This window comes from Streptomyces sp. NPDC004031, assembly GCF_053604375.1.
On sequence record NZ_JBSGHL010000020.1, the window covers coordinates 28502 to 47516 of the forward strand.

At 73.0% G+C, this 19015-nt stretch carries 20 protein-coding genes; 13 read left to right on the forward strand and 7 right to left on the reverse strand.

The features are described from left to right. Positions 1-137 precede the first annotated feature (137 nt). The 8 genes from ACWERV_RS15315 (at position 138) to ACWERV_RS15350 (ending at position 6250) form a co-directional block, all read left to right on the forward strand. Positions 138-485 carry a TadE/TadG family type IV pilus assembly protein gene (locus tag ACWERV_RS15315; protein WP_398367297.1) on the forward strand — a complete coding sequence of 116 codons (348 nt, stop codon included), beginning with the start codon at positions 138-140 and terminating at the stop codon, positions 483-485. After that, positions 482-1816: a CpaF family protein gene (locus ACWERV_RS15320; protein WP_398182372.1), complete on the forward strand. Its 1335-nt coding sequence runs from the start codon at positions 482-484 to the stop codon at positions 1814-1816. Before ACWERV_RS15315 ends, ACWERV_RS15320 begins: the two co-directional genes overlap by 4 nt. Before the next feature lie 113 nt (positions 1817-1929). Continuing rightward, complete coding sequence (locus ACWERV_RS15325) at positions 1930-2859, forward strand: type II secretion system F family protein (protein ID WP_452933152.1); 930 nt, start codon at positions 1930-1932, stop codon at positions 2857-2859. Further along, positions 2856-3776, forward strand: a complete 921-nt coding sequence (locus ACWERV_RS15330; protein ID WP_398182375.1) for a DUF5936 domain-containing protein — start codon at positions 2856-2858, stop codon at positions 3774-3776. The genes ACWERV_RS15325 and ACWERV_RS15330 overlap by 4 nt, the downstream gene beginning before the upstream one ends. Before the next feature lie 318 nt (positions 3777-4094). Further along, the gene (locus ACWERV_RS15335) at positions 4095-4346 is read left to right on the forward strand and encodes a hypothetical protein (protein ID WP_452933027.1); all 252 of its coding nucleotides are present in this window, start codon (positions 4095-4097) and stop codon (positions 4344-4346) included. A gap of 8 nt (positions 4347-4354) precedes the next feature. Beyond that, on the forward strand, positions 4355-4936 hold the full coding sequence (locus ACWERV_RS15340; protein WP_452933029.1) for a pilus assembly protein TadG-related protein: 582 nt from the start codon (positions 4355-4357) through the stop codon (positions 4934-4936). Positions 4937-4970: 34 nt separating this feature from the next. Then, positions 4971-5558 carry a hypothetical protein gene (locus ACWERV_RS15345; RefSeq protein ID WP_452933031.1) on the forward strand — a complete coding sequence of 196 codons (588 nt, stop codon included), beginning with the start codon at positions 4971-4973 and terminating at the stop codon, positions 5556-5558. 5 nt (positions 5559-5563) lie between these two features. Beyond that, a complete protein-coding gene (locus ACWERV_RS15350) occupies positions 5564-6250 on the forward strand; it encodes an OmpA family protein (RefSeq protein WP_452933033.1) in 687 nt (228 codons plus the stop codon). A 136-nt stretch (positions 6251-6386) separates the two neighbouring features. Here ACWERV_RS15350 and ACWERV_RS15355 read toward each other — a convergent pair whose 3' ends face one another. Continuing rightward, the gene (locus ACWERV_RS15355) at positions 6387-7145 is read right to left on the reverse strand and encodes a GNAT family N-acetyltransferase (RefSeq protein ID WP_452933035.1); all 759 of its coding nucleotides are present in this window, start codon (positions 7143-7145) and stop codon (positions 6387-6389) included. Positions 7146-7215: 70 nt separating this feature from the next. Next, positions 7216-7581, reverse strand: a complete 366-nt coding sequence (locus ACWERV_RS15360; protein ID WP_452933037.1) for a DUF192 domain-containing protein — start codon at positions 7579-7581, stop codon at positions 7216-7218. Positions 7582-7669: 88 nt separating this feature from the next. On the opposite strand from ACWERV_RS15360, the gene ACWERV_RS15365 reads away from it, so the two are divergent. Next, positions 7670-8398, forward strand: coding sequence for a prepilin peptidase (locus ACWERV_RS15365; protein ID WP_452933039.1), 729 nt, complete (start codon positions 7670-7672; stop codon positions 8396-8398). Between the two features lie 112 nt (positions 8399-8510). On the opposite strand, the gene mgrA is transcribed toward ACWERV_RS15365, so the two are convergent. Further along, positions 8511-9542, reverse strand: a complete 1032-nt coding sequence (mgrA, locus tag ACWERV_RS15370; RefSeq protein WP_452933041.1) for an L-glyceraldehyde 3-phosphate reductase — start codon at positions 9540-9542, stop codon at positions 8511-8513. Positions 9543-9705: 163 nt separating this feature from the next. Between mgrA and ACWERV_RS15375 the strand changes: the two genes are divergently transcribed. The 4 genes from ACWERV_RS15375 to ACWERV_RS15390 all read left to right on the forward strand — a co-directional run bounded on the left by ACWERV_RS15375 (position 9706) and on the right by ACWERV_RS15390 (position 14876). Beyond that, positions 9706-10467 (forward strand): isoprenyl transferase, encoded by a 762-nt coding sequence (locus ACWERV_RS15375; protein WP_398183395.1) that lies wholly within the window; start codon positions 9706-9708, stop codon positions 10465-10467. Positions 10468-10726: 259 nt separating this feature from the next. Further along, positions 10727-12046, forward strand: coding sequence for a PhoH family protein (locus ACWERV_RS15380; RefSeq protein ID WP_452933042.1), 1320 nt, complete (start codon positions 10727-10729; stop codon positions 12044-12046). 449 nt (positions 12047-12495) lie between these two features. Next, positions 12496-13173 (forward strand): aggregation-promoting factor C-terminal-like domain-containing protein, encoded by a 678-nt coding sequence (locus ACWERV_RS15385; RefSeq protein ID WP_452933045.1) that lies wholly within the window; start codon positions 12496-12498, stop codon positions 13171-13173. 233 nt (positions 13174-13406) lie between these two features. Beyond that, positions 13407-14876 carry an AI-2E family transporter gene (locus ACWERV_RS15390; protein ID WP_452933047.1) on the forward strand — a complete coding sequence of 490 codons (1470 nt, stop codon included), beginning with the start codon at positions 13407-13409 and terminating at the stop codon, positions 14874-14876. Between the two features lie 30 nt (positions 14877-14906). On the opposite strand, the gene ACWERV_RS15395 is transcribed toward ACWERV_RS15390, so the two are convergent. The 4 genes from ACWERV_RS15395 to ACWERV_RS15410 form a co-directional block, all read right to left on the reverse strand. Continuing rightward, positions 14907-17366: an FtsX-like permease family protein gene (locus ACWERV_RS15395; protein WP_452933049.1), complete on the reverse strand. Its 2460-nt coding sequence runs from the start codon at positions 17364-17366 to the stop codon at positions 14907-14909. Next, positions 17363-18082, reverse strand: coding sequence for an ABC transporter ATP-binding protein (locus ACWERV_RS15400; protein ID WP_452933051.1), 720 nt, complete (start codon positions 18080-18082; stop codon positions 17363-17365). The genes ACWERV_RS15395 and ACWERV_RS15400 overlap by 4 nt, the downstream gene beginning before the upstream one ends. Next, the gene (locus ACWERV_RS15405; RefSeq protein ID WP_031520413.1) at positions 18079-18603 is read right to left on the reverse strand and encodes a PadR family transcriptional regulator; all 525 of its coding nucleotides are present in this window, start codon (positions 18601-18603) and stop codon (positions 18079-18081) included. Before ACWERV_RS15405 ends, ACWERV_RS15400 begins: the two co-directional genes overlap by 4 nt. Positions 18604-18681: 78 nt before the next feature. Beyond that, a complete protein-coding gene (locus ACWERV_RS15410; RefSeq protein WP_452933053.1) occupies positions 18682-19005 on the reverse strand; it encodes a hypothetical protein in 324 nt (107 codons plus the stop codon). Between the last annotated feature and the right edge of the window lie 10 nt (positions 19006-19015).

The window sequence follows — 19015 nt, forward strand, 5'->3', positions numbered from 1 at the left end:
CCGTACTGCCCCTTTCGGTCGGTGGCGGAGTGCGGCGCCGTCTGCGCTGGGCGCGCAGTTCCCCGCGCCCCCTAACGCTCGCCCGGCGCGGCATGCGCACCCTTCCCGGGTGCGGCCGGCGGACGGGGGAGCGGGGCGTGGCCTCGCTCGAATACCTCGGGATGCTCCCGTTCCTGCTGCTCATCGCCCTCGCGGGGATACAGCTCGGCCTCGTCGCCTACTGCGGCGAACAAGCCGGGACGGCCGCCCGCGCGGCAGCGCGCACCGCCGCGCTGCCGCCCCCGGACGGCGGGACGGGCGCCGGGACGCAGGCCGGGAACGACGCCGTCAGCAGCTGGCTGACGGCCAGGATCGGCTGGCGCTCGGACCCGGACTCGTACACCGCGACCGCGAAGGTCGACGTGCCCTCCGTGCTGCCCGGCGTGCACCTGTTCGGGCCCGTGTCGCGTTCCGCGACCATGCCGAGGGAGGACACCGCCCCATGAGCCTGCGCGCGCGCCTGGCCGCCGACGAGCCCACCCCGCAGACGCAGGAGAGCCACCTCGTCGCGGTCTACCGGGCCAAGCTGCTCCAGGAGATCGACCTCGCCGAGATGTCGACGCTCGCACCCGCCGAGCGCCGGGCACGGCTGGAGCGGGTGCTCGGGCACATCATCAGCCGCGAGGGCCCGGTGCAGTCGACCGCGGAGCGGGCCGCGCTGATCCGCCGGGTCGTGGACGAGGCGCTGGGCCTGGGCATCCTGGAACCGCTGCTGGAGGACGCGTCGATCACCGAGATCATGGTGAACGGCCCGGACCGCATCTACGTCGAGCGCGGCGGCCGCATCGAGCAGGTCGCCGCCCGCTTCTCGTCCGCCGAGCAACTGCTCCAGACCATCGAGCGCATCGTGTCGACCGTCAACCGCCGGGTGGACGAGTCGAATCCGATGGTCGACGCGCGCCTGCCGTCCGGCGAGCGCGTCAATGTCGTCATCCCGCCGCTCGCGCTGACCGGGCCGACGCTCACCATCCGCCGCTTCCCGCGCGCGTACACGCTCAAGGAGCTGATCGGGCTCGGCACGCTCGACGAGCACATGCTGCTGCTGCTGGCCTCGCTGGTGCGCGCGAAGCTCAACATCATCGTGAGCGGCGGCACGGGCTCGGGCAAGACGACGCTGCTGAACGCCCTGTCGGGGCTGATCCCGGACGGCGAGCGGATCATCACCGTCGAGGACGCCGCCGAACTCCAGCTCCAGCAGGAGCACGTGATCCGGCTGGAGTCGCGCCCGCCCAACGTCGAGGGCGAAGGCCGGGTCACCATCCGGGACCTGGTACGCAACAGCCTGCGCATGCGCCCGGACCGGATCATCGTCGGCGAGGTCCGCGGCGGCGAGACGCTGGACATGCTCCAGGCCATGTCCACCGGCCACGACGGCTCGTTGGCCACCGTGCACGCCAACTCCGCGGAGGACGCGGTGCTGCGGCTCCAGACGCTGGCGTCGATGAGCGAGGTCAAGATCCCCTACGAGGCGCTGCGCGACCAGATCAACAGCGCAGTCGACGTCATCGTGCAGCTCAACCGGCACATCGACGGCACGCGCCGGATCGCCGAGATCGCCGTACTGTCCTCGCGCGGCCGCGACGTCTTCCGGCTCACCTCCGCGACCCGCTTCCGCGTCGAACCACTGGGCGTCGACCGCATCGTCCGCGGCTGGTACGAACACCGGCCCCTGCCACGGGAGATCGGCGAACGGCTCTACCTGGCCGGCGAACACGTGCCCGCCGCCTTCGGGGTGGGCGAGAGCGAACTCGAACTCGACAGCCGGGAGGCCAAGTGAGCGCGTTCCAGGCCCTCGTGGCGTCCGCGGCAGGCGCTCCGCCCGCTCCGCCCGGGAGTGCTCCGTCCCACCTCGCCGCGAACGGGCGCAACTTCGCCGGAGGCCCCTACCCGCTGCTGGTCCTCGGCGTCACGCTGCTCGCCCTGGTGCTCGCGGTGTGGGGCCTGCACGCGTGGCGCGGGGGCCGCGCCGACCGCGCCGCACTCGTCGAACGGCTCGCCGCCGAACTGGGCGCCGCGGGCGAGGAGCGCGGTACGACGGTGCCCTTCGCGCGGCTCGACCGCCGGGTGCGCCGCTACGCGTGGGGCCGCAGGCTCGCCGGGCAGCTCGCCGCCACCGGCACCGACCTCACACCCGGGCAGTTCACGGCCGCGTCGGTCGGCGTCGTGATCGGGGCGTGGGTCGCCGCGTGGGTGGTCTTCGCGCCGTTCTTCGGGCCGATCGCCGCGCTCATCGCGGGCTGGACGGCGTACTCCTTCCTGGAGTGGCGCCGCCGGGTGCGCACCGAGCGCTTCATCGCCCAACTCCCGGACCTGGCCCGTGTGCTGGCCAACGCCACACAGGCCGGGCTGGCGCTGCGCACCGCCGTGTCGATGGCCGCGGAGGAGCTGGACGCGCCCGCGGGCGAGGAGTTGCGCCAGGTCGCCGACGCGATGGCGCTCGGCCACTCCGTCGAGGACGCCCTCGGCGAGCTGCAGCAGCGGCTGCCGAGCCGCGAACTGGTCGTGCTGGTCTCCACGCTGGTGCTGTCCAGCCGGGCGGGCGGCTCCGTCGTCGAGTCGCTGCGCAACCTCACCGTCACCCTGGAGGAGCGCAAGGAGACCCGGCGCGAGATCCGCACCCAGATGTCGCAGGTCACCGTCACCGCCTACGCGGTCCCGGTCATCGGCCTCGGCTCGCTCTTCCTGCTGGACCGCATCATGCCCGGCTCGCTGAGCGCCATGACCGGCTCGAACGTCGGCCGGATCTGCGTGCTGATCTCCCTCGGGCTGTACGTCGTCGGCTTTGCCCTGATCCGCCGGATGTCGAGGATCGACATATGAGCACCAGCACCATGACCCTCGCCGGCCTCGGGCTCGCCCTCGCCCTGGCCGCCTGCGCGGTCGGCGTCGTCCACGCGGTGGGCCTGCTGCGCTCCGAGGCCAGGCTCCCCGACGACCTCGCGCTCGCCCTGGAGGTCGGCAGCACCCGCACCACCCGCACCGGCAACGCCATCGACCGGCTCGGCATCCGCTGGGCCCCGCTGGTGATGCGGCTCATGGGCCCCGCCCGCGTCGCGAAGATGCGCGCCCGCATCGAACACGCGGGCCACCCGCACGGGTTGACCGTCGAGCGGTACGCCGCCCGGCGCGCGGTCTACGGCATCCTCGGCGGCCTCACCGCGCTGCTGCTCATCACCCGCGGCAACTGGTTCCTGGCCCTGCTGCTGCTCGCCTACGGCTGGTTCTGGGCGGACCTCGGCCTGTGGCTGGCCGTCCGCCGCCGCCGCGACGACATCGAACGCACCCTGCCCGACTTCCTCGACGTCCTCGCCGTCGTCGTCAGCGCGGGCCTCGGCTTCCGGCAGGCCCTGGAACGCGTCAACGCCGTCTACGACGGCCCGTGGTCCGACGAGATCCGCATCGCCCTGCGCCAGATGGACGTCGGCGTCAGCCGCCGCGACGCCTTCGACCAGCTCCGCAAGCGCAACCGCAGCGACCAGGTCGGCCAGTTCGTCACCGCCCTCCAGCAGGGCGAGGAACTCGGCGCGCCCATCGCCCGTACGCTGCTCCAGATCGCGACCGACATGCGCCGCACCGAGGCCCAGAACGCCCGCCGCCGCGCCGCCCGCATGGTCCCGCGCGCCACCGGTGTCATCACCGTGCTGCTCGTCCCGGCGACGATGATCCTGCTCATCACCGGCACCGTCATCGGCTCGCAGATCCACTTCGGCGACATCTTCGGCGGCGGCGGTGAGTGAGGCGGCCGCGGCGGCGGCCGAAACGGTGATCAAGCTGCGACGGACCGCGACCAACCGGCATGCTGTAAGGGCCACTTGTCCGCCGGGTCACCCGGTGGGCGATTGGCGCACGACCGGCTGCGAATGCCCGAGGTTCGGGTGTACCTTTGCATTCGCAACCATATTTGCACCTGCAATCCGGATTGACCCGCTGCGGACGACAACCGACCACCAGCGAGAGGCGGTGCACCGTGACCACCATCCCCGACCCCGACGGGCACCCCACGGCCACCGCCACACGTACCACCAGCCAGGTGACAAAGGATGGGGCGAACAATCATGACCAGGTGGGCACTCCAGCGCTACACCACCGCCGAGATCTGGCTCCGCACCCGCACGGACCGCGCGACCGAGCGCCTCTCGGCCCGCCTGACCACCCGCTCGGACCGCGGCCAGACGTCGTTCGAGTACCTGGGGATCGCGGTGGTGATCGCGGTGATCATCGGGGTGCTGGCGACCACCAGCATCGGCGACGCCATCCAGAAGGCGATCCTCAAGGCCATCCGCAAGATCTCCGGCGGCGGCAACTAGCGCTCGGGTTGCGGCGGGACGACGGTCAGACGATCGGGCTGTACATCGTGGCGCTCACGGCGCTCTTCTTCCTGGCGTTCGCCTACTTCGCGGTGGGCCAGGCGGCCGTGTCCAGGAACACGACGCAGACGGCGGCGGACGCCGCGGCGCTCGCCGCCGCGCGCGAGGGCCGGGACGCGCTGCACGACGCCGTACTGACCGCGCTCGGCTCCGGGGACCCGCTGGCGCTCAAGGCGCTGCTCGCGCACTCGCCGCAGGACGTCGCGGCCGCGTGCGGGAAGGCTTACGCCTTCGCCGCGGACAACGACGCCAAGGTGGACGACTGCGGTCTCGCGCCGGGCGCGCAGCTCGGTTTCACGGTGAAGGTCACCTCGCGCTCCTCGGTGGGCCGTTCGGTGGTCAAGGGCAGCGAGAACGTCTACCCGACCGCCGAGGCGACGGCGGTGGTGGAGCCCCGCTGCACACTCGACGGGCTCGACGGCACCGCCGTCCGGCTGGCCTGCGACCAGGGCAGCCGGACGGTCGATCCGACGGCGGGCGGGTTCGTACTCGACCTGTCGGCTCTCTACACGGTTCATCTGAGCAAGTGAGGCGGTCGGTCCAGCGGTGAGGGAACGGGGAACGATGAGGAAGCGGCACCAAGCGCCGCTCGCCGTCGCGCTGACGGCGACGGCGGCGGTCGTGCTGGCGGGCTGCGGCGGCGGGTCGGGCGGCAACGACGACAAGCCCCCCGCGCAGTCGGGCACGTCGGGCGCCAGGAGCGGCGGCAAGGCGACCGCGTCCGGCGGCGACACCCCCTCGGCCACGCCGACCACGGTGCTCGCCCAGGTCAAGGGGGAGGCGGGGATGACCATCACGATCAACTCGGCGACCCGCGACTCCGGCGGTTTCGTCACCGTCCAGGGCGTGGTCACCAACAACGGCGACGAGGCGTTCGACGCCGTCGACTGGCGCGGCCCGGAGACCGAACTGGTGCCCTCCGGCCCCTCCGTGGCGGGCGCGGTCCTCGTCGACCCGGCCGGGAAGAAGCGGTACTACGTCCTGCGGGACACCGGCGGGATGTGCCTGTGCACCATGGGCCTGGTCGACATCGAGCCCGAGGAGACCCGGCCCTTCTTCGCGCAGTTCCCCGCCCCGCCGCAGACGACCACGCAGGTGGACTTCGAACTCCCCACCATGCCCCCCGCCAAAATCACCATCTCCGAGGGGTGATCCGGATGAAGCCCGCGGCGGCAGCCGCAAGTATCACGCTCAGTGTCGTCCTGCTGGCCGGCGGCACCGCCGTGGCCGTCGCGCCCGCGGCGGGGGCGGCCGGGGCGGACGCCGGGACGCCCACCGCGCCGCCCGCGCCCGGGGACGGGAACCAGGGGCAGGGGCAGGGGTCGGGCGAGCACATCGACGCGAGCTCGCCGAACCTGCGGCTGCCCGAGGGGTCGAAGCTCGCTCCGGCGAAGGTGCTGGACATCGTGTCGGTGTCGGACGAGTCGTCCGTCGCCGCGGACCAGCCGGAGCAGCGCGAGGAGACGTCGAACGCGACGGTCACCTACGCGCTCCAGTCGGAGGTCGCCTTCGCGAAGAACAGCGCGAAACTGTCGGCCGCGGCGACGTCCCGTGTGCAGGCGATCGCGGCGGACATCAACGCCCGGCACGTCACGTCACCCATCCGTGTCTTCGGATTCACGGACGATCTGGGGAGCAGTGAGCACGGCGTGACGCTGTCGCGACAGCGCGCGCAGGCGGTCTACCAGGTGCTGGCCGCGGCCCTGGGAAGCGCCGGTGACGCATCCCACACCTTCCAGGTCCGCGGCTACGGCGAGGACTATCCGATTGCGGACAATTCCACCGAAAGCGGCCGCCAGCAGAACCGCCGCGTGGAAATCACCTTCACTCCTCCTGCCGCGTAACGTGCGGGATGGGGCCCGAGACGCGGTACGGTGTAACTCCCCCCCTCGGGCCGGTTCGCTCTCCCCCCCTGCGAACCGGCCCGTTTTCTTTGCCCGCGTCCCCGCGGGCCGCCGCGCCCCGTGCCGGGCGCCCCGCTCAGTCGAAGGCGGCCGCCCGCAGCGGGCGGTAGGCGAGGCCCAGGGAGCGGTAGAGGCGCAGCGCCGCGGTGTTGTCGTCGTCGACGACGAGCGCGGCCGTGCCGTATTCCGCCAGTGCCTCGGCCAGGACGAACGCGCACACCCGGCGGCCGAGCCCCCGGCCGCGCGCGGCCGGGGCGGTGGCGACGCCCGCGAGCAGGCCCACCGTGGGGGCGCACCAGGCGAGGGCCGCGACGGCGAGCGGCGTGCCGGAGTCGTCGGCCAGGACGCCGGCCCAGCGGTCGGCGGCGCCGGGGCGGCCGGGGCAGGCGTAGGACTCGGGGAAGGCCTGTTCGAGCAGCGAGGTGACGGCGGGCGCGGCGGCGGGCGGCAGCCAGCGCGCGGAGCCGTCCGGCGGGACGGCGGGGGAGCCCGTGCGGTGCATCCAGCCGAAGCCGGAGGTGGGGCGCAGGGCGGGTTCGGCGTGGACGAGGGCGTCGACGAGGCCGCGGTCGCCGAACACGCGGTAGCCGCGGCCGATCTCGCCGACGACGTCACGGGCGAGCGGTATCGCCTCCGCGGCCGGGCCGGTCACCACGAGCCGGTCGCGCATCGACAGTCCGGGGGCGGCGACCGCGAGGGCCGCGCCGCGCCGGAAGATCCGCGCGGTCTCGCGGTCGCGCGCGGCCCAGCGGCACAGCTCGTCGTCGGAGGGAAGCGGGTCGTACGGGGCGATCTCGTCTGTGACGGCCGTTCCGGCGGCCGGTCCGATGTGCATTCTGCATGCCTATCAGCCGGGCGGGGGAGCGTGCACGGCGGTTTGCCGCAATGAGAGGGAGCGGTAACCGTCAGCGCCCCTGATCGTCAGCTGACACCTCAAGCGTCACCCCGCGCCGCACCCCCCACCGGGCGAACGCCCCGGCCTCCGCCTCCAGTACATGGCGGGCCCGCAGCCGCGGACGGCCGACCCGGCCCGGCGGCATCGTGCGCACCGCGCGGACCCGCAGCCGCCGGTCCAGGTAGGCCACGTCGATCGCGAAGCGCATCCGCACCGTGTGCACGCTCGACGCGGGGGTCAGCAGCAGCGCCCCCTCGATGCCCTCCGTGCCCAGCAGCCCCCGGGTGCGGGCGCGGTAGGAGGCGGCGACGCGCAGCGGCACGTCGCCCTCCGGGGTGCGCAGGGTGGCGGCGCCGTCGCGCCAGCGCCGGTGCATGGGCCCTCCTCGGCAGTCCTCGGCGATCCGCGGCGATCCGCCCCGCCCCCGTCCCCCGGCCGGGACCGGGCGTGTACGGTCGGCGTTCGTGCATGTCTATCCGATAGTGGCCGCGGCCGTCTGGGGAATGGCGAGCGGGCTGCTGCTGCCGCGGGCCGCGCACCGGCTGGCGGTGCCGTCCGGCGAACCGTGGGCCGCGGGCTGCCGCGCCGGGCATCCGCTGCCCGCGGGGCCGCGCGGCTGGGTGGGGCCCGCGCACTGCGCCGGGTGCGACGGCTCCGGGCGGGTGTCCGTGGGGGGCCTGCTCCCGGCGGTGCTGTGCGCCGCGCTGTGCGCGGGGGTCGCCGCGGTGGCCGGGGCGCACCCGGAGCTGGTGGTGTGGCTGCTGCTGATACCCGTCGGGCTCGCGCTCGCGCTGGTGGACGTACGCGTCTTCCGGCTCCCCGACGTCCTGACGCTGCCCGCGCTGGGCGGTACGGCGGCGCTGCTGGGCGGCGCGGCGCTGCTGCCGGGGCACGAGGGGTCGTGGCCGCGGGCGCTGCTGGGCGCGGTCGCGCTCGGTGTCCTCTATATGGTGCTCTTCCTCGTCAACCCGGCGGGCATGGGCTTCGGCGACGTCAAGCTCGCTCCCACGCTGGGCCTGGTCCTCGGCTGGTACGGCTGGACGTCCGTCGTGCGGGGCACGCTCGCCGCGTTCCTGCTGGGCGCGGTGGTGGGCCTCGGCCTCCTCGCGACGGGCCGCGCGCACCGCAAGACGCCGATCCCCTTCGGCCCCTTCATGCTCGCCGGGTCCGCGCTGGCCCTGCTCCTGACCTGACCTCGCTCCGGGGTGCCCCTTGCGACGGGCGCCGCGACCGGCCCGGACGACACCGTGAGGTCCCGGGACGGCCCGGCGGGGCACCCCCGTGGGGCACCCCGCGAACCGAAGATCAGCCCCAGAGGTTGACGCCCTCGGGCTCGACGGCGTGGCTGTCGATCTCCGCCAGCTCCTCCGGGGTCAGCGGCGCCGAGCCGACCGCGGCGACGTTCGCCTCCAGCTGGGCCACCGACGACGCGCCGATCAGCGCGGACGTGACCCGCGGGTCACGCAGCGCCCACGACAGCGCGAGCTGCGCGAGGGACTGGCCGCGCCCGGCCGCGACCTCGTTCAGGGCCCGCAGCCGCGTGACGGTCTCCTCGTTGACGAGCGAGGGGTCGAGCGACTTGCCCTGCGCCGCGCGCGAGCCCTCCGGGATGCCGCCGAGGTAGCGGTCGGTGAGCAGGCCCTGGGCGAGCGGCACGAAGCCGATGCAGCCCATGCCCTCGTCCTCCAGGACGTCGAGCAGGCCCTCGGTCTCGATCCACCGGTTGATCATCGAGTACGACGGCTGGTGGATGAGCGCGGGCACCCCCAGGCCGCGCAGGATCCGCGCGGCCTCGCGGGTCTGCTCGGGGCCGTACGAGGAGATGCCGACGTACAGCGCCTTGCCCTGCTGGACGGCGGACGCGAGCGCGCCCATCGTCTCCTCCAGCGGGGTCTCCGGGTCGTAGCGGTGCGAGTAGAAGATGTCGACGTAGTCCAGGCCCATGCGGCCCAGCGACTGGTCGAGCGAGGCGAGCAGGTACTTGCGGGAGCCCCATTCGCCGTACGGGCCGGGCCACATGTCGTAACCGGCCTTGGTGGAGATGACCAGCTCGTCGCGGTAGGGGCGGAAGTCCTGGGCGAAGAGCGTGCCGAAGTTGGCCTCGGCGGCGCCGTAGGGCGGGCCGTAGTTGTTGGCGAGGTCGAAGTGCGTGACGCCGAGGTCGAAGGCGCGGCGCAGGATCGCCCGCTGCGAGTCGAGGGTGCGGTCGTCGCCGAAGTTGTGCCACAGGCCGAGCGAGATCGCGGGCAGCTTGAGTCCGCTGCGGCCGGTCCGGCGGTATTCCATGCCGGCGGAGTAGCGCTCTTCGGCGGCGCGGTAGAGGTTTCTGATGTTCACAGGTTCTCCTTATCACGGCCGGTTTAACCGCTTACTGCCAGGCGCCCGCAGGCCGTACATGCCGTGCGGGGCGGCCTGCCGCGCCACGACCCGGTTCGTCCGGACGGCCTTTCGGGCAGTACCCTGGCGCCCGTCGACGATGCGCAGGAGGGGCTGGTACGCGATGAAGCTGCGCGACCTGGTGTACGGGCTGTACTCCCGCAGGGTGGAGCGCCGGCTCGACGTGGCGCAGGCCCCCAAACACATCGGTGTGATCCTCGACGGCAACCGGCGCTGGGCGAAGGCGGCCGGCGGCACCGCGGAGCAGGGCCACCAGGCGGGCGCGGACAAGATCTCCGAGATGCTGGGCTGGTGCGAGGAGACCGGTGTCGAGGTGGTCACCCTGTGGCTGCTGTCCACCGACAACTTCGACCGCCCGCCGGAGCAGCTCGTCCCGCTGCTGGGCATCATCGAGGACTGCGTCGCGGGCCTGGCGGCGACCGGCCGCTGGCGGGTGCACCACGTGGGCACGATGGACCTGCTGCCGGACCGTACGGCGGCGGTGCTCAAGGAGGCCGAGCAGGACACCCACGGCATCGACGGCCTGCTGGTCAACGTCGCCGTCGGCTACGGCGGCCGGCAGGAGATCGCCGACGCGGTGCGCTCGCTGCTGTACGAGCACGCGAGCCGCGGCACCACGATCGAGGACCTCGCCGAGATCCTGGACGTCGAGCACATCTCGGACCACCTCTACACCCGCGGCCAGCCGGACCCCGACCTGGTGATCCGCACCTCGGGCGAGCAGCGGCTGTCCGGATTCATGCTGTGGCAGAGCGCGCACTCCGAGTACTACTTCTGCGAGGTCTTCTGGCCCGCCTTCCGCAAGGTGGACTTCCTGCGGGCCCTGCGCGACTATGCCGCGCGGCATCGCCGCTACGGAGCGTAACGCTCTGGCGCTGATGCGCTGACCTGGACAAAAAGGGCTGTTGCGGGCGGGATGTGCGGAGTTACCGTGACATCTGTCGCGACCGCATCGGCGCCGCGGCGCCGATGAGCGGACCGTGACCGGATCATGACCGTCGGATGACTGTCATATGCATCCGCATGGGTACCGGAATTCCAGGGCATACCACTGGCAGACCGGCATCCGGCCCACGGCTGCCGGATTTGCAGCCTCACCTCTCCCCGAGGGGGTTCGTCCACACGTGGTGACCAGCAAGAATCGCCGTGTTCACGACCGGCGCACGTACGTACTCGACACCAGCGTGCTGCTCGCCGACCCCAATGCCTTCACCCGCTTCGACGAGCACGAGGTCGTGCTCCCGGTCGTCGTGGTGACGGAGTTGGAGGCCAAGCGCCACCACCCCGAGCTGGGGTACTTCGCCCGCCAGGCCCTGAGGTTGCTCGACGAGCTCCGGATCCGCCACGGACGGCTGGACGCGCCGCTCCCGATCGGCGACTTCGGCGGCACGCTCCGCGTCGAGCTGAACCACTCCGACCCCGGGGTCCTCCCCGCCGGTTTCCGGCTCGGCGACAACGACTCGCGGATCCTCGCCGTCGCCCGCAACCTCCAGGCCGAGGGGTACGACGTCACCGTCGTCTCCAAGGACCTGCCGCTGCGGGTCAAGGCGTCCTCCGTCGGCCTGCTGGCCGAGGAGTACCGCGCGGAGCTGGCGATCACCTCCGGCTGGACGGGCATGGCCGAGCTGCTGGTGGCCGCCGAGGACGTGGACGCGCTGTTCGCCCAGGAGTCGATCGCGCTCCCGGAGGCGGCCGAACTGCCGGTGCACACCGGCCTGGTGCTCCAGTCCGAGCGCGGCAAGGCGCTGGGCCGGGTCACCGCCGACGGGCGGGTCAAGCTCGTGCGCGGCGACCGGGAGGCGTTCGGCATCCACGGGCGCAGCGCCGAGCAGCGTGTCGCGCTGGATCTGCTGCTGGACCCGGAGATCGGCATCGTCTCGATGGGCGGCCGGGCCGGCACGGGCAAGTCCGCGCTCGCGCTGTGCGCCGGGCTGGAGGCGGTGCTGGAGCGCCGCCAGCACCGCAAGGTGATGGTCTTCCGGCCGCTGTACGCGGTGGGCGGCCAGGAGCTGGGCTACCTGCCCGGCACCGAGGCCGAGAAGATGAGCCCGTGGGCGCAGGCCGTCTTCGACACGCTGTCGGCGGTCAGCTCCAAGGAGGTCATCGAGGAGGTGGTGGCCCGCGGCATGCTGGAGGTGCTGCCGCTCACCCACATCCGCGGCCGCTCGCTGCACGACGCCTTCGTGATCGTCGACGAGGCGCAGTCGCTGGAGCGCAACGTGCTGCTGACGGTGCTCTCCCGTATCGGCTCCGGCTCCCGCGTCGTCCTGACCCACGACGTGGCGCAGCGCGACAACCTCCGGGTGGGGCGGTACGACGGGGTGGTGGCGGTGGTCGAGAAGCTGAAGGGCCACCCGCTGTTCGCCCATGTGACGCTCTCGCGTTCCGAACGGTCCCCCATCGCCGCCCTGGTGACGGAGATGCTGGAGGACGGCGTCGGCTGAGCCGCGGCCGCCCGCCGGACGCCGATACGGCCTTGGTCCGGTTTGGCCCGCATCCGGTACGAGTTGAGGCTGCTGCGCCCCGCGAAAGGGGCGCAGCAGCTTAGCGTTTCGGGGCCGCCGCGTCCGGAATTCACCGCGCATTAGCCGATGTGAGCTTTGCCACTCAACCGGAAATTGCCGCGCGGCGTCTGCGTACGGCAGGGTGTGAGGCTGTCAGGCCCCGCTCATGGCACCTCCGTACCCCCCGGGGAACGGGACAGCACCACCGGACAAGTCAACATCGACCGCCATGAGCCGCCCGAGCACCACGCGAATCCGGAACGGACTTCGCACCGGGCCAGACCCCCGTGACCGACCCGGCCCGTACGGCGGACCGGAGCAGGGGGCCGTGCCAGGGGCACGATTTCGTCCGTGCGGTCACCAAGCGGGCGATGCCGGAAGGAAACCGTGTGAGCCGGATCTCGGTCCGGGGATTCGCGGTGGCGTCAGCCACTGCGGTCACCACTGTGGGCGCCGTTGTGGGCGTCGCGTCGGGCGCCGACCAGGGCGGGTCCAACGAACCCGTCGAGGCTGCCGGGACGACGACCCTCCTCGCTGACATCCCGGCTGGACAGCAGGTCCAGCAGGCGTCGTTGACTGAGCAGGTGCAAGCCCAGTCGGACGCTGCCGACGCACATGCGCGGCAGGGCGCGGAGCAGGCAGCCCGCGTGCAGGCGGCCAAGGACGCCGCGGCCAAGAAGAAGGCGGCGGACGCGGTCGCGGAGAAGGAGCGGCTGAAGAAGCTCGCCGCGGGCAAGGGCGACCCCAACGCAAGCTTCCCGACCCAGCCGTCGTACACCATCGCCGAGGTCCAGGCGATGGCCAAGCAGATCGTCGGCAGCGGCCAGTACGCCTGCTTCTCCAACATCGTCTCGCACGAGAGCGGCTGGCGGTACACCGCCCAGAACCCCTCGTCGAGCGCCTACGGTCTCGTCCAGGCACTGCCCGGCTCCAAGATGGCCTCCGCGGGCGCCGACTGGCGCACCAACCCGGCCACCCAGATCAAGTGGGGCCTGAACTATATGAACTCGCGCTACGGCAGCCCGTGCGAGGCCTGGTCCTTCTGGCAGGTCAACCACTACTACTAGGCCGCAGTAGCCGGAAATTCCGCGGAACCCCCGGGCCGTCACCGGCCCGGGGGTTCCGCGTTTCCGCGGCCGTCCGCCGTCGCACGGGAGGCCGCGTCCACCCGTGTTCATCCGGGCTTGTCGGCGTGTTCCCCCATCCGGGTGCGGGTCCGTCGCAAAGGCAACCCCAAGGGCAGGTAACGTCGTCCTGCACAGCGGGTCCACAACGACGCGTCGAGGGGGGCGGGGGAGCGATGGCCGAGAAGCGCAACTGGAGCACGGCGCTCGCAGCCGGGCTGGCGGGACTCGCCGGCCGGCTGGAAGAGCGGCACGCCCGGGTGACCGCCCGCGAGGCCGAGCACGACGCCGCCCTCGCCGCCCCCGCCCCGCCGCGGGAGGCCGCCACCGTCCCCGATCCGGACGGGACTTCGGCCCCGCCCCCCGCGGCAGCCGCCGAAGGGCCGGAGGCCGCAGGCGCCGCCGGGCCCGCGGCGCAGCCCCGCACCGCCAGACCCACGGCCGTCCCCGCCCGGCGCGCCGCCGCGCCCGCGCCGGGGGATCCGGCGACGGTGGTGCCGTGGAGCATGCGGGTCGCCGCCGAGATCGGCTGGCGGCTGCTGATCCTGGCCGGCACGGTGTGGGTGCTGATGCGGGTCATCGGCGCGGTGCGCCTGGTGGTCCTCGCCTTCGCCGCCGCGCTGCTCATCACCGCGCTGCTCCAGCCGTTCGTCGCCCGGCTCAAGAGGGTCGGCGTACCGCGCGGGCTGGCCACCGCGATGGTCTTCATCGGCGGCTTCGTCATCATCGGCCTGGTCGGCTGGTTCGTCGTCTGGCAGGTGATGGACAACGTCGACAACCTGTCCAGCAGCCTCCAGGACGGTATCGCCGAGGGCAAGAAGTGGCTGCTCAACAGCCCCTTCCATGTCACCGACGACCAGATCAACAACATAGCGAAGAACCTGAGCGACGCGATCGGCTCCAACTCCAAGGCGCTCACCGACGCCGGGCTCGAAGGCGTCACCGTCATCGTCGACCTGCTCACCGGCATGCTGCTGGCGATGTTCAGCACGCTCTTCCTGCTCTACGACGGCCCTAATATCTGGAACTGGGTGCTGCGCCTCTTCCCGGAGGCCGCGCGGGAGCCCCTCGCCGGTGCCGGCCCGCGCGCCTGGCGGACGCTGACGCTCTATGTGCGGGGCACGGTCATAGTCGCGCTGATCGACGCGATCTGCATCGGCATCGGCATCTTCTTCCTCGGCGTGCCGATGGCCGTGCCGCTCGCGGTGGTCATCTTCCTGTGCTCCTTCGTGCCGCTGGTCGGCGCGGTCGCCTCGGGCTTCATCGCGGTGGTCGTCGCCCTGGTGACGGAGGGTCCGTTCATAGCGCTGATGGTGCTCGCGGTCGTGCTGGCGGTCCAGCAGATCGAGGGCCACATCCTCCAGCCCTTCATCCTGGGCCGCGCCGTCCGCGTCCACCCGCTCGCGGTGGTCCTCTCCGTCGCGGCGGGCTCGCTCGTCGCCGGCATCGGCGGGGCGGTGGTCGCGGTCCCGCTGGTCGCCGTCACCAACACGGTGGTGGGCTACCTCCGTGCGTACGCCCGGGAGCGTGCGGTGGAGGCCACCGCAACCGCGCCCGCCCCCGCCCCCGTTCCCGAGACCGCGCTTCCCGCCCCGGCAGAGCCGGAGCCGGAGGCAGCCGCGGAGCCCGCCCCGGACCCCGCGTAGGGCCAGGAGCGGGCTCAGGGGGAGAAGGCCCTACTCGACGCGGAGGCCGTCCGGCCGCATCAGCCTCCACAGCAGCGGCATGCTCAAGAGGGTCACTCCCAGCACCACCGCGCCGCCGATCGCCGACATCGAGGCCACGTCCGTCCAGTCCATCCGGACGGGCCGGGCGACCATCGCCAGCAGCGCCGCCCCCAGGCCGATGCCGCCCGCGACGGCCAGGGCGAGGCCGATGACGACCGGCACCGCGGTCTGCCACAGCACCGACCAGGCCAGCGCCGAGCGCTTCGTGCCGAAGGCGACCAGCACCGCCAGCAGCTTCTTCCGCTCCCGCAGCTGCTCCAGCATGCTCACCAGCAGGCTCGCCCCGATGAGCACCAGGGTGAGGGTCGCACCGGCGAACAGCCCGCGGCGCAGCTGGGTGTAGGCGCTCTTCGCCGTGGAGCCGTGGATGTCGTTGGCGTAGGCGGTGAGGCCGAAGCCCGCGGTGGTGTTGCGGACGTACTCGACCGCGTCCGGCGTCCCGTCGTCGAGGTCGACGAACATCTCCGCGTACGACGTGGACAGCCGCGCGTCGTCGATGACGCCGGGGACGGTGAAGATGCCCCACAGCTCGCTGCCGAGCGGGTCGGTGCGGGCGTCGACGGTGCGGGCGTCGGCGGGGATCGTCCACAGCCGGGGGCTGCCCGTGTAGCGCTCGGAGTAGTCGGTGTTGAGGTCGACGCGCGCGCCCGCCTTGACGTAGTCGGCGGAGGTGTGGCTCTGCTCGGGGGGCGGCGGCACCAGGTAGACGCTGTGCGGCCCGCAGTCCTTGCCGACGGCGACGAGGCCGCGCAGGCTCGCGCAGTCGGCGACGGTCAGCGACACCGTGTCGGCGGCCAGCACGTCGCCGGTGAGCTTGTACGCGTCCGGCCGGTTGACGCTGGCGCTGGTGTAGCCGGTGGCGCCGCGCACGCCCTTGGTCGCGGCGAGCCGCTGGATGTCCTGGGCGGTGGTGCGGACCCCGGCGCCCCAGTCGTCGACCTCGACCTGCGCCCGGGTGGTGTCGGCGCCGGTGTCGGAGACGAAGTCGCCGTCCACCGCGTGGAAGAGCATCTGGAGCGCGATGGCGCCGGCCACCGCGACCGTCACCCCGCTCACCATGCGTCCGGCCGAGCCGCTGCTCAGCTGGAGCCGCCGGGTGGCCAGCTGCCAGGCGACCGGGCCGCCGCGCAGCCGTCCCACCGCGGTCTCGACGAGCCACGGCAGCACCGCGGTCACCCCGACGAGCAGCAGCACCGCACCGGTCGCGACCTGGTACTCGTTGACCGACGCGTTGCCCTTGACCTTTCCGAACAGCGGGGCCAGCAGCGCCAGGCCGACCACCGGGATGGCGATCCGCCACCACACCCGGCGCGGTCGCCCGAGGCCGTTGCGGAAGACGCCGAGGGGTTCGATGGCCGTGCGCCGCAGGCTCAGCAGGGTGATGGCGACCGCGGCGGCCGGGACGGCGAGCACGATCAGCACCGTCAGCAGCGGGTTGGGGGCCAGGTCGGCGGGGAAGGCCGAGATGTCCCGGATGGTGATGTACTGCGCGAACTGCCGGGCGCCCAGGAAGAATCCGACGCCCACCAGCACCCCGAGGAGTGTCCCGAGCAGCGCCTCGCCCGCCGCGATGCGCCGGGTGGCGTGGATGTCGGCGCCGACCAGCCGCAGCGCGGCCAGCCGCCGGTCGCGGCGTTCGCCGCCGAGCCGGGTCGCGGTGGCGACGAAGACCCCGACCGGGAGCAGCAGCACCACCACGACCATGATCAGCAGCAGGGAGAAGACCGGCCCCAGCACCTCGGAGTTGCTGTGCGCGCCGTACCGGGTCATCCGGTCGGCGTTGCCGTTGCGGCCGTCCGCGTCGTGGACGACGAGCTTGTCGCTGCCCGCGTAGTAGTACAACTCCGCGGGTCCCATGAGCCCGGCGTGGCCGATCGTGCCGGTGATCGTGTAGGGGAGGCGCTCGCGCAGGATCGGCTCGTGCGCCAGCAGCTTCTTCAGCGCGGGGGAGGCGACCATCTCGCCGGGCCGCGGTATCGCCGTGACGCCCGGCGGGACCGGGGCGTGCGGGCCGTCCGGCTTGATCAGCACGCCGCTGATCTGCTCGCCCCGGAAGGTGGTGCCGGCGTCGGCGAGCAGGAAGGTGGCGTCGGTCGGTGCGACCTGCTCGCCGAAGGAGATGGTGTCGCGGGCGACACGGCGCTGGTCGCGGGTGTGCATCATCGCCGGTACGGCCGCGGCGAGCAGCAGCAGCGCCACGCCGAGCCCGACGCCGACGGCGGTCAGCACGGTGCGGGTCCAGCCCTCGCGCCCGCCGCCTGCGGCGAAGCGCGCGCCGAGCAGCAGGTCGTGCGCCCAGCCGCGCAGCCCGGCGCGCGGCCGGTCGGTGCCGGAGGAGCCCGCGGGTGCGGTGCGGGCGGTGGCGTCGAAGCCCGCGAAGGGCTCGCGCGGTCCTGGTGCGGTGCTCATGAGACGCGGTCCAGATCGCGGGACCGGCCGTCCCGTACGACGATCTCCCGGTCGGAGTACGCGGCCACCCGCGCCTCGTGGGTGACCAGGACGACGGCGGCGCCGGTGTCGTGCGCGGCCGCGGTCAGCAGCCGCATGACGCGTTCGCCGTTGAGGGAGTCCAGCGCGCCGGTCGGCTCGTCGGCGAAGACCACCCGGGGGCCGCCGACCAGCGCGCGGGCCACGGCGACCCGCTGGCCCTGGCCGCCGGAGATCTCGCCGGGGCGCTGGCCCGCGACGTCCTCGACCTCCAGCCGCTCCAGCCAGCCGGCCGCCTCGGCCTCGGCGTCCTTGCGGCGCCGCCCGCCGAGCCGCAGCGGGATGGCCACGTTCTCCAGGCAGGTCAGTTCGGGCACCAGCTGCCCGAACTGGAAGACGAAGCCGAAGTCGGTACGGCGCAGGGCGCTGCGGGCGCTGTCCGACAGCGACGACAGGGCCTGCCCGCGGTAGCGGACCTCGCCGGAGTCGGGCCGGACGATACCGGCCAGGCAGTGCAGCAGCGTCGACTTGCCCGAGCCGGACGGGCCCATGACGGCGACGACCTCGCCCGCCCGTACCGACATGTCGGCGCCGTCCAGCGCGGGTGTGCGGCCGTAGGCCTTGTGCAGGTCGCGGGCCAGCAGCAGCGGTTCGGCGGCGGGGTTGTCCGTGCCGTCCGCGGTGGGGGAGTACGTCACCGGGTCACCTCCGCGGCGAGTTCGTCGAGCCGCGCGGCGGTCAGTTCCAGCCAGCGCAGGTCGGCTTCCAGATGGAAGAGGGCGTGGTCGCAGATGAGCTGGTCGGCGAGGTCGCCGGTGCCCTTGCGCCGGGTCAGCTCGCGCATCAGGCGCAGGTGTTCGGCGCGCTGGGTGTCCAGCAGGTCGGCGGCCGGGCGGCCGGTGAGCAGGGCCAGTACGACCTTGGTGTAGAGGGTCGTCTGGAGGTACGGCTCGGGCTTCTCGGGCTGGGCGAGCCACGCGGCCACGTCGGTGATCCCGGCGTCGGTGATGGCGTACCGCTTGCGCTCGGGCCCGCCGCCGGGCTCTATGCCGTCGACCTCGACGAGGCCGTTGCGCAGCAGCCGGGCCATGGTCGAGTAGACCTGCCCGTACGCGAGGGGGCGGTCGTGTCCGAAGCGTTCGTCGAAGGCGCGCTTGAGGTCGTAACCGTGGCGCGGGCCGGACTCCAGGAGTCCCAGCAGGGCATGGCCGATTGACATGCGGAGCACACTACACGACGCGTATACATCGTGTGTATACGCAGGGGGGATAATCGCCCTGAGGGGAAGATCGGCTGGTCAGGCGGGTGCGGGAGGATCCTCGGGGGAAGGGGTCCGGGGCGGGCGGCCGCGGCGCGGAATCGGCCGGGCGCCGGTCGGCAGCCGCCCGGCCTCGCCGAGCGCGCGCCGCAGCAGGAACTCGATCTGCGCGTTGGTGCTGCGCAGTTCGGCCGCCGCCCACGCCGCCACGGCGTCGTGGACGGCGGGGTCGAGCCGCAGCAGCACCTGCTTGCGGGCCCGGCGGGCGGCCGGTGTCCCGGCCGCCCCCGGGCCGGCCCCGGTGCCGGCTGCCCCCGTGGATCCGGCCCCGGTGGCCGCCTCCGTCTCGCCGGGTTCGGTCACCTTCGGTGCT

What these genes read in the sequence shown, in the direction of transcription:
- ACWERV_RS15375 (WP_398183395.1), top strand. Translation starts at nt 9,706, where the DNA reads ATGAAGCTGCGCGACCTGGTGTACGGGCTGTACTCCCGCAGGGTGGAG.
- ACWERV_RS15320 (WP_398182372.1), top strand. Translation starts at nt 482, where the DNA reads ATGAGCCTGCGCGCGCGCCTGGCCGCCGACGAGCCCACCCCGCAGACG.
- ACWERV_RS15345 (WP_452933031.1), top strand. Translation starts at nt 4,971, where the DNA reads ATGAGGAAGCGGCACCAAGCGCCGCTCGCCGTCGCGCTGACGGCGACG.
- ACWERV_RS15355 (WP_452933035.1), bottom strand. Translation starts at nt 7,145, where the DNA reads ATGCACATCGGACCGGCCGCCGGAACGGCCGTCACAGACGAGATCGCC.
- ACWERV_RS15390 (WP_452933047.1), top strand. Translation starts at nt 13,407, where the DNA reads ATGGCCGAGAAGCGCAACTGGAGCACGGCGCTCGCAGCCGGGCTGGCG.
- ACWERV_RS15350 (WP_452933033.1), top strand. Translation starts at nt 5,564, where the DNA reads ATGAAGCCCGCGGCGGCAGCCGCAAGTATCACGCTCAGTGTCGTCCTG.
- ACWERV_RS15360 (WP_452933037.1), bottom strand. Translation starts at nt 7,581, where the DNA reads ATGCACCGGCGCTGGCGCGACGGCGCCGCCACCCTGCGCACCCCGGAG.
- ACWERV_RS15395 (WP_452933049.1), bottom strand. Translation starts at nt 17,366, where the DNA reads ATGAGCACCGCACCAGGACCGCGCGAGCCCTTCGCGGGCTTCGACGCC.
- ACWERV_RS15405 (WP_031520413.1), bottom strand. Translation starts at nt 18,603, where the DNA reads ATGTCAATCGGCCATGCCCTGCTGGGACTCCTGGAGTCCGGCCCGCGC.
- ACWERV_RS15330 (WP_398182375.1), top strand. Translation starts at nt 2,856, where the DNA reads ATGAGCACCAGCACCATGACCCTCGCCGGCCTCGGGCTCGCCCTCGCC.
- ACWERV_RS15335 (WP_452933027.1), top strand. Translation starts at nt 4,095, where the DNA reads ATGACCAGGTGGGCACTCCAGCGCTACACCACCGCCGAGATCTGGCTC.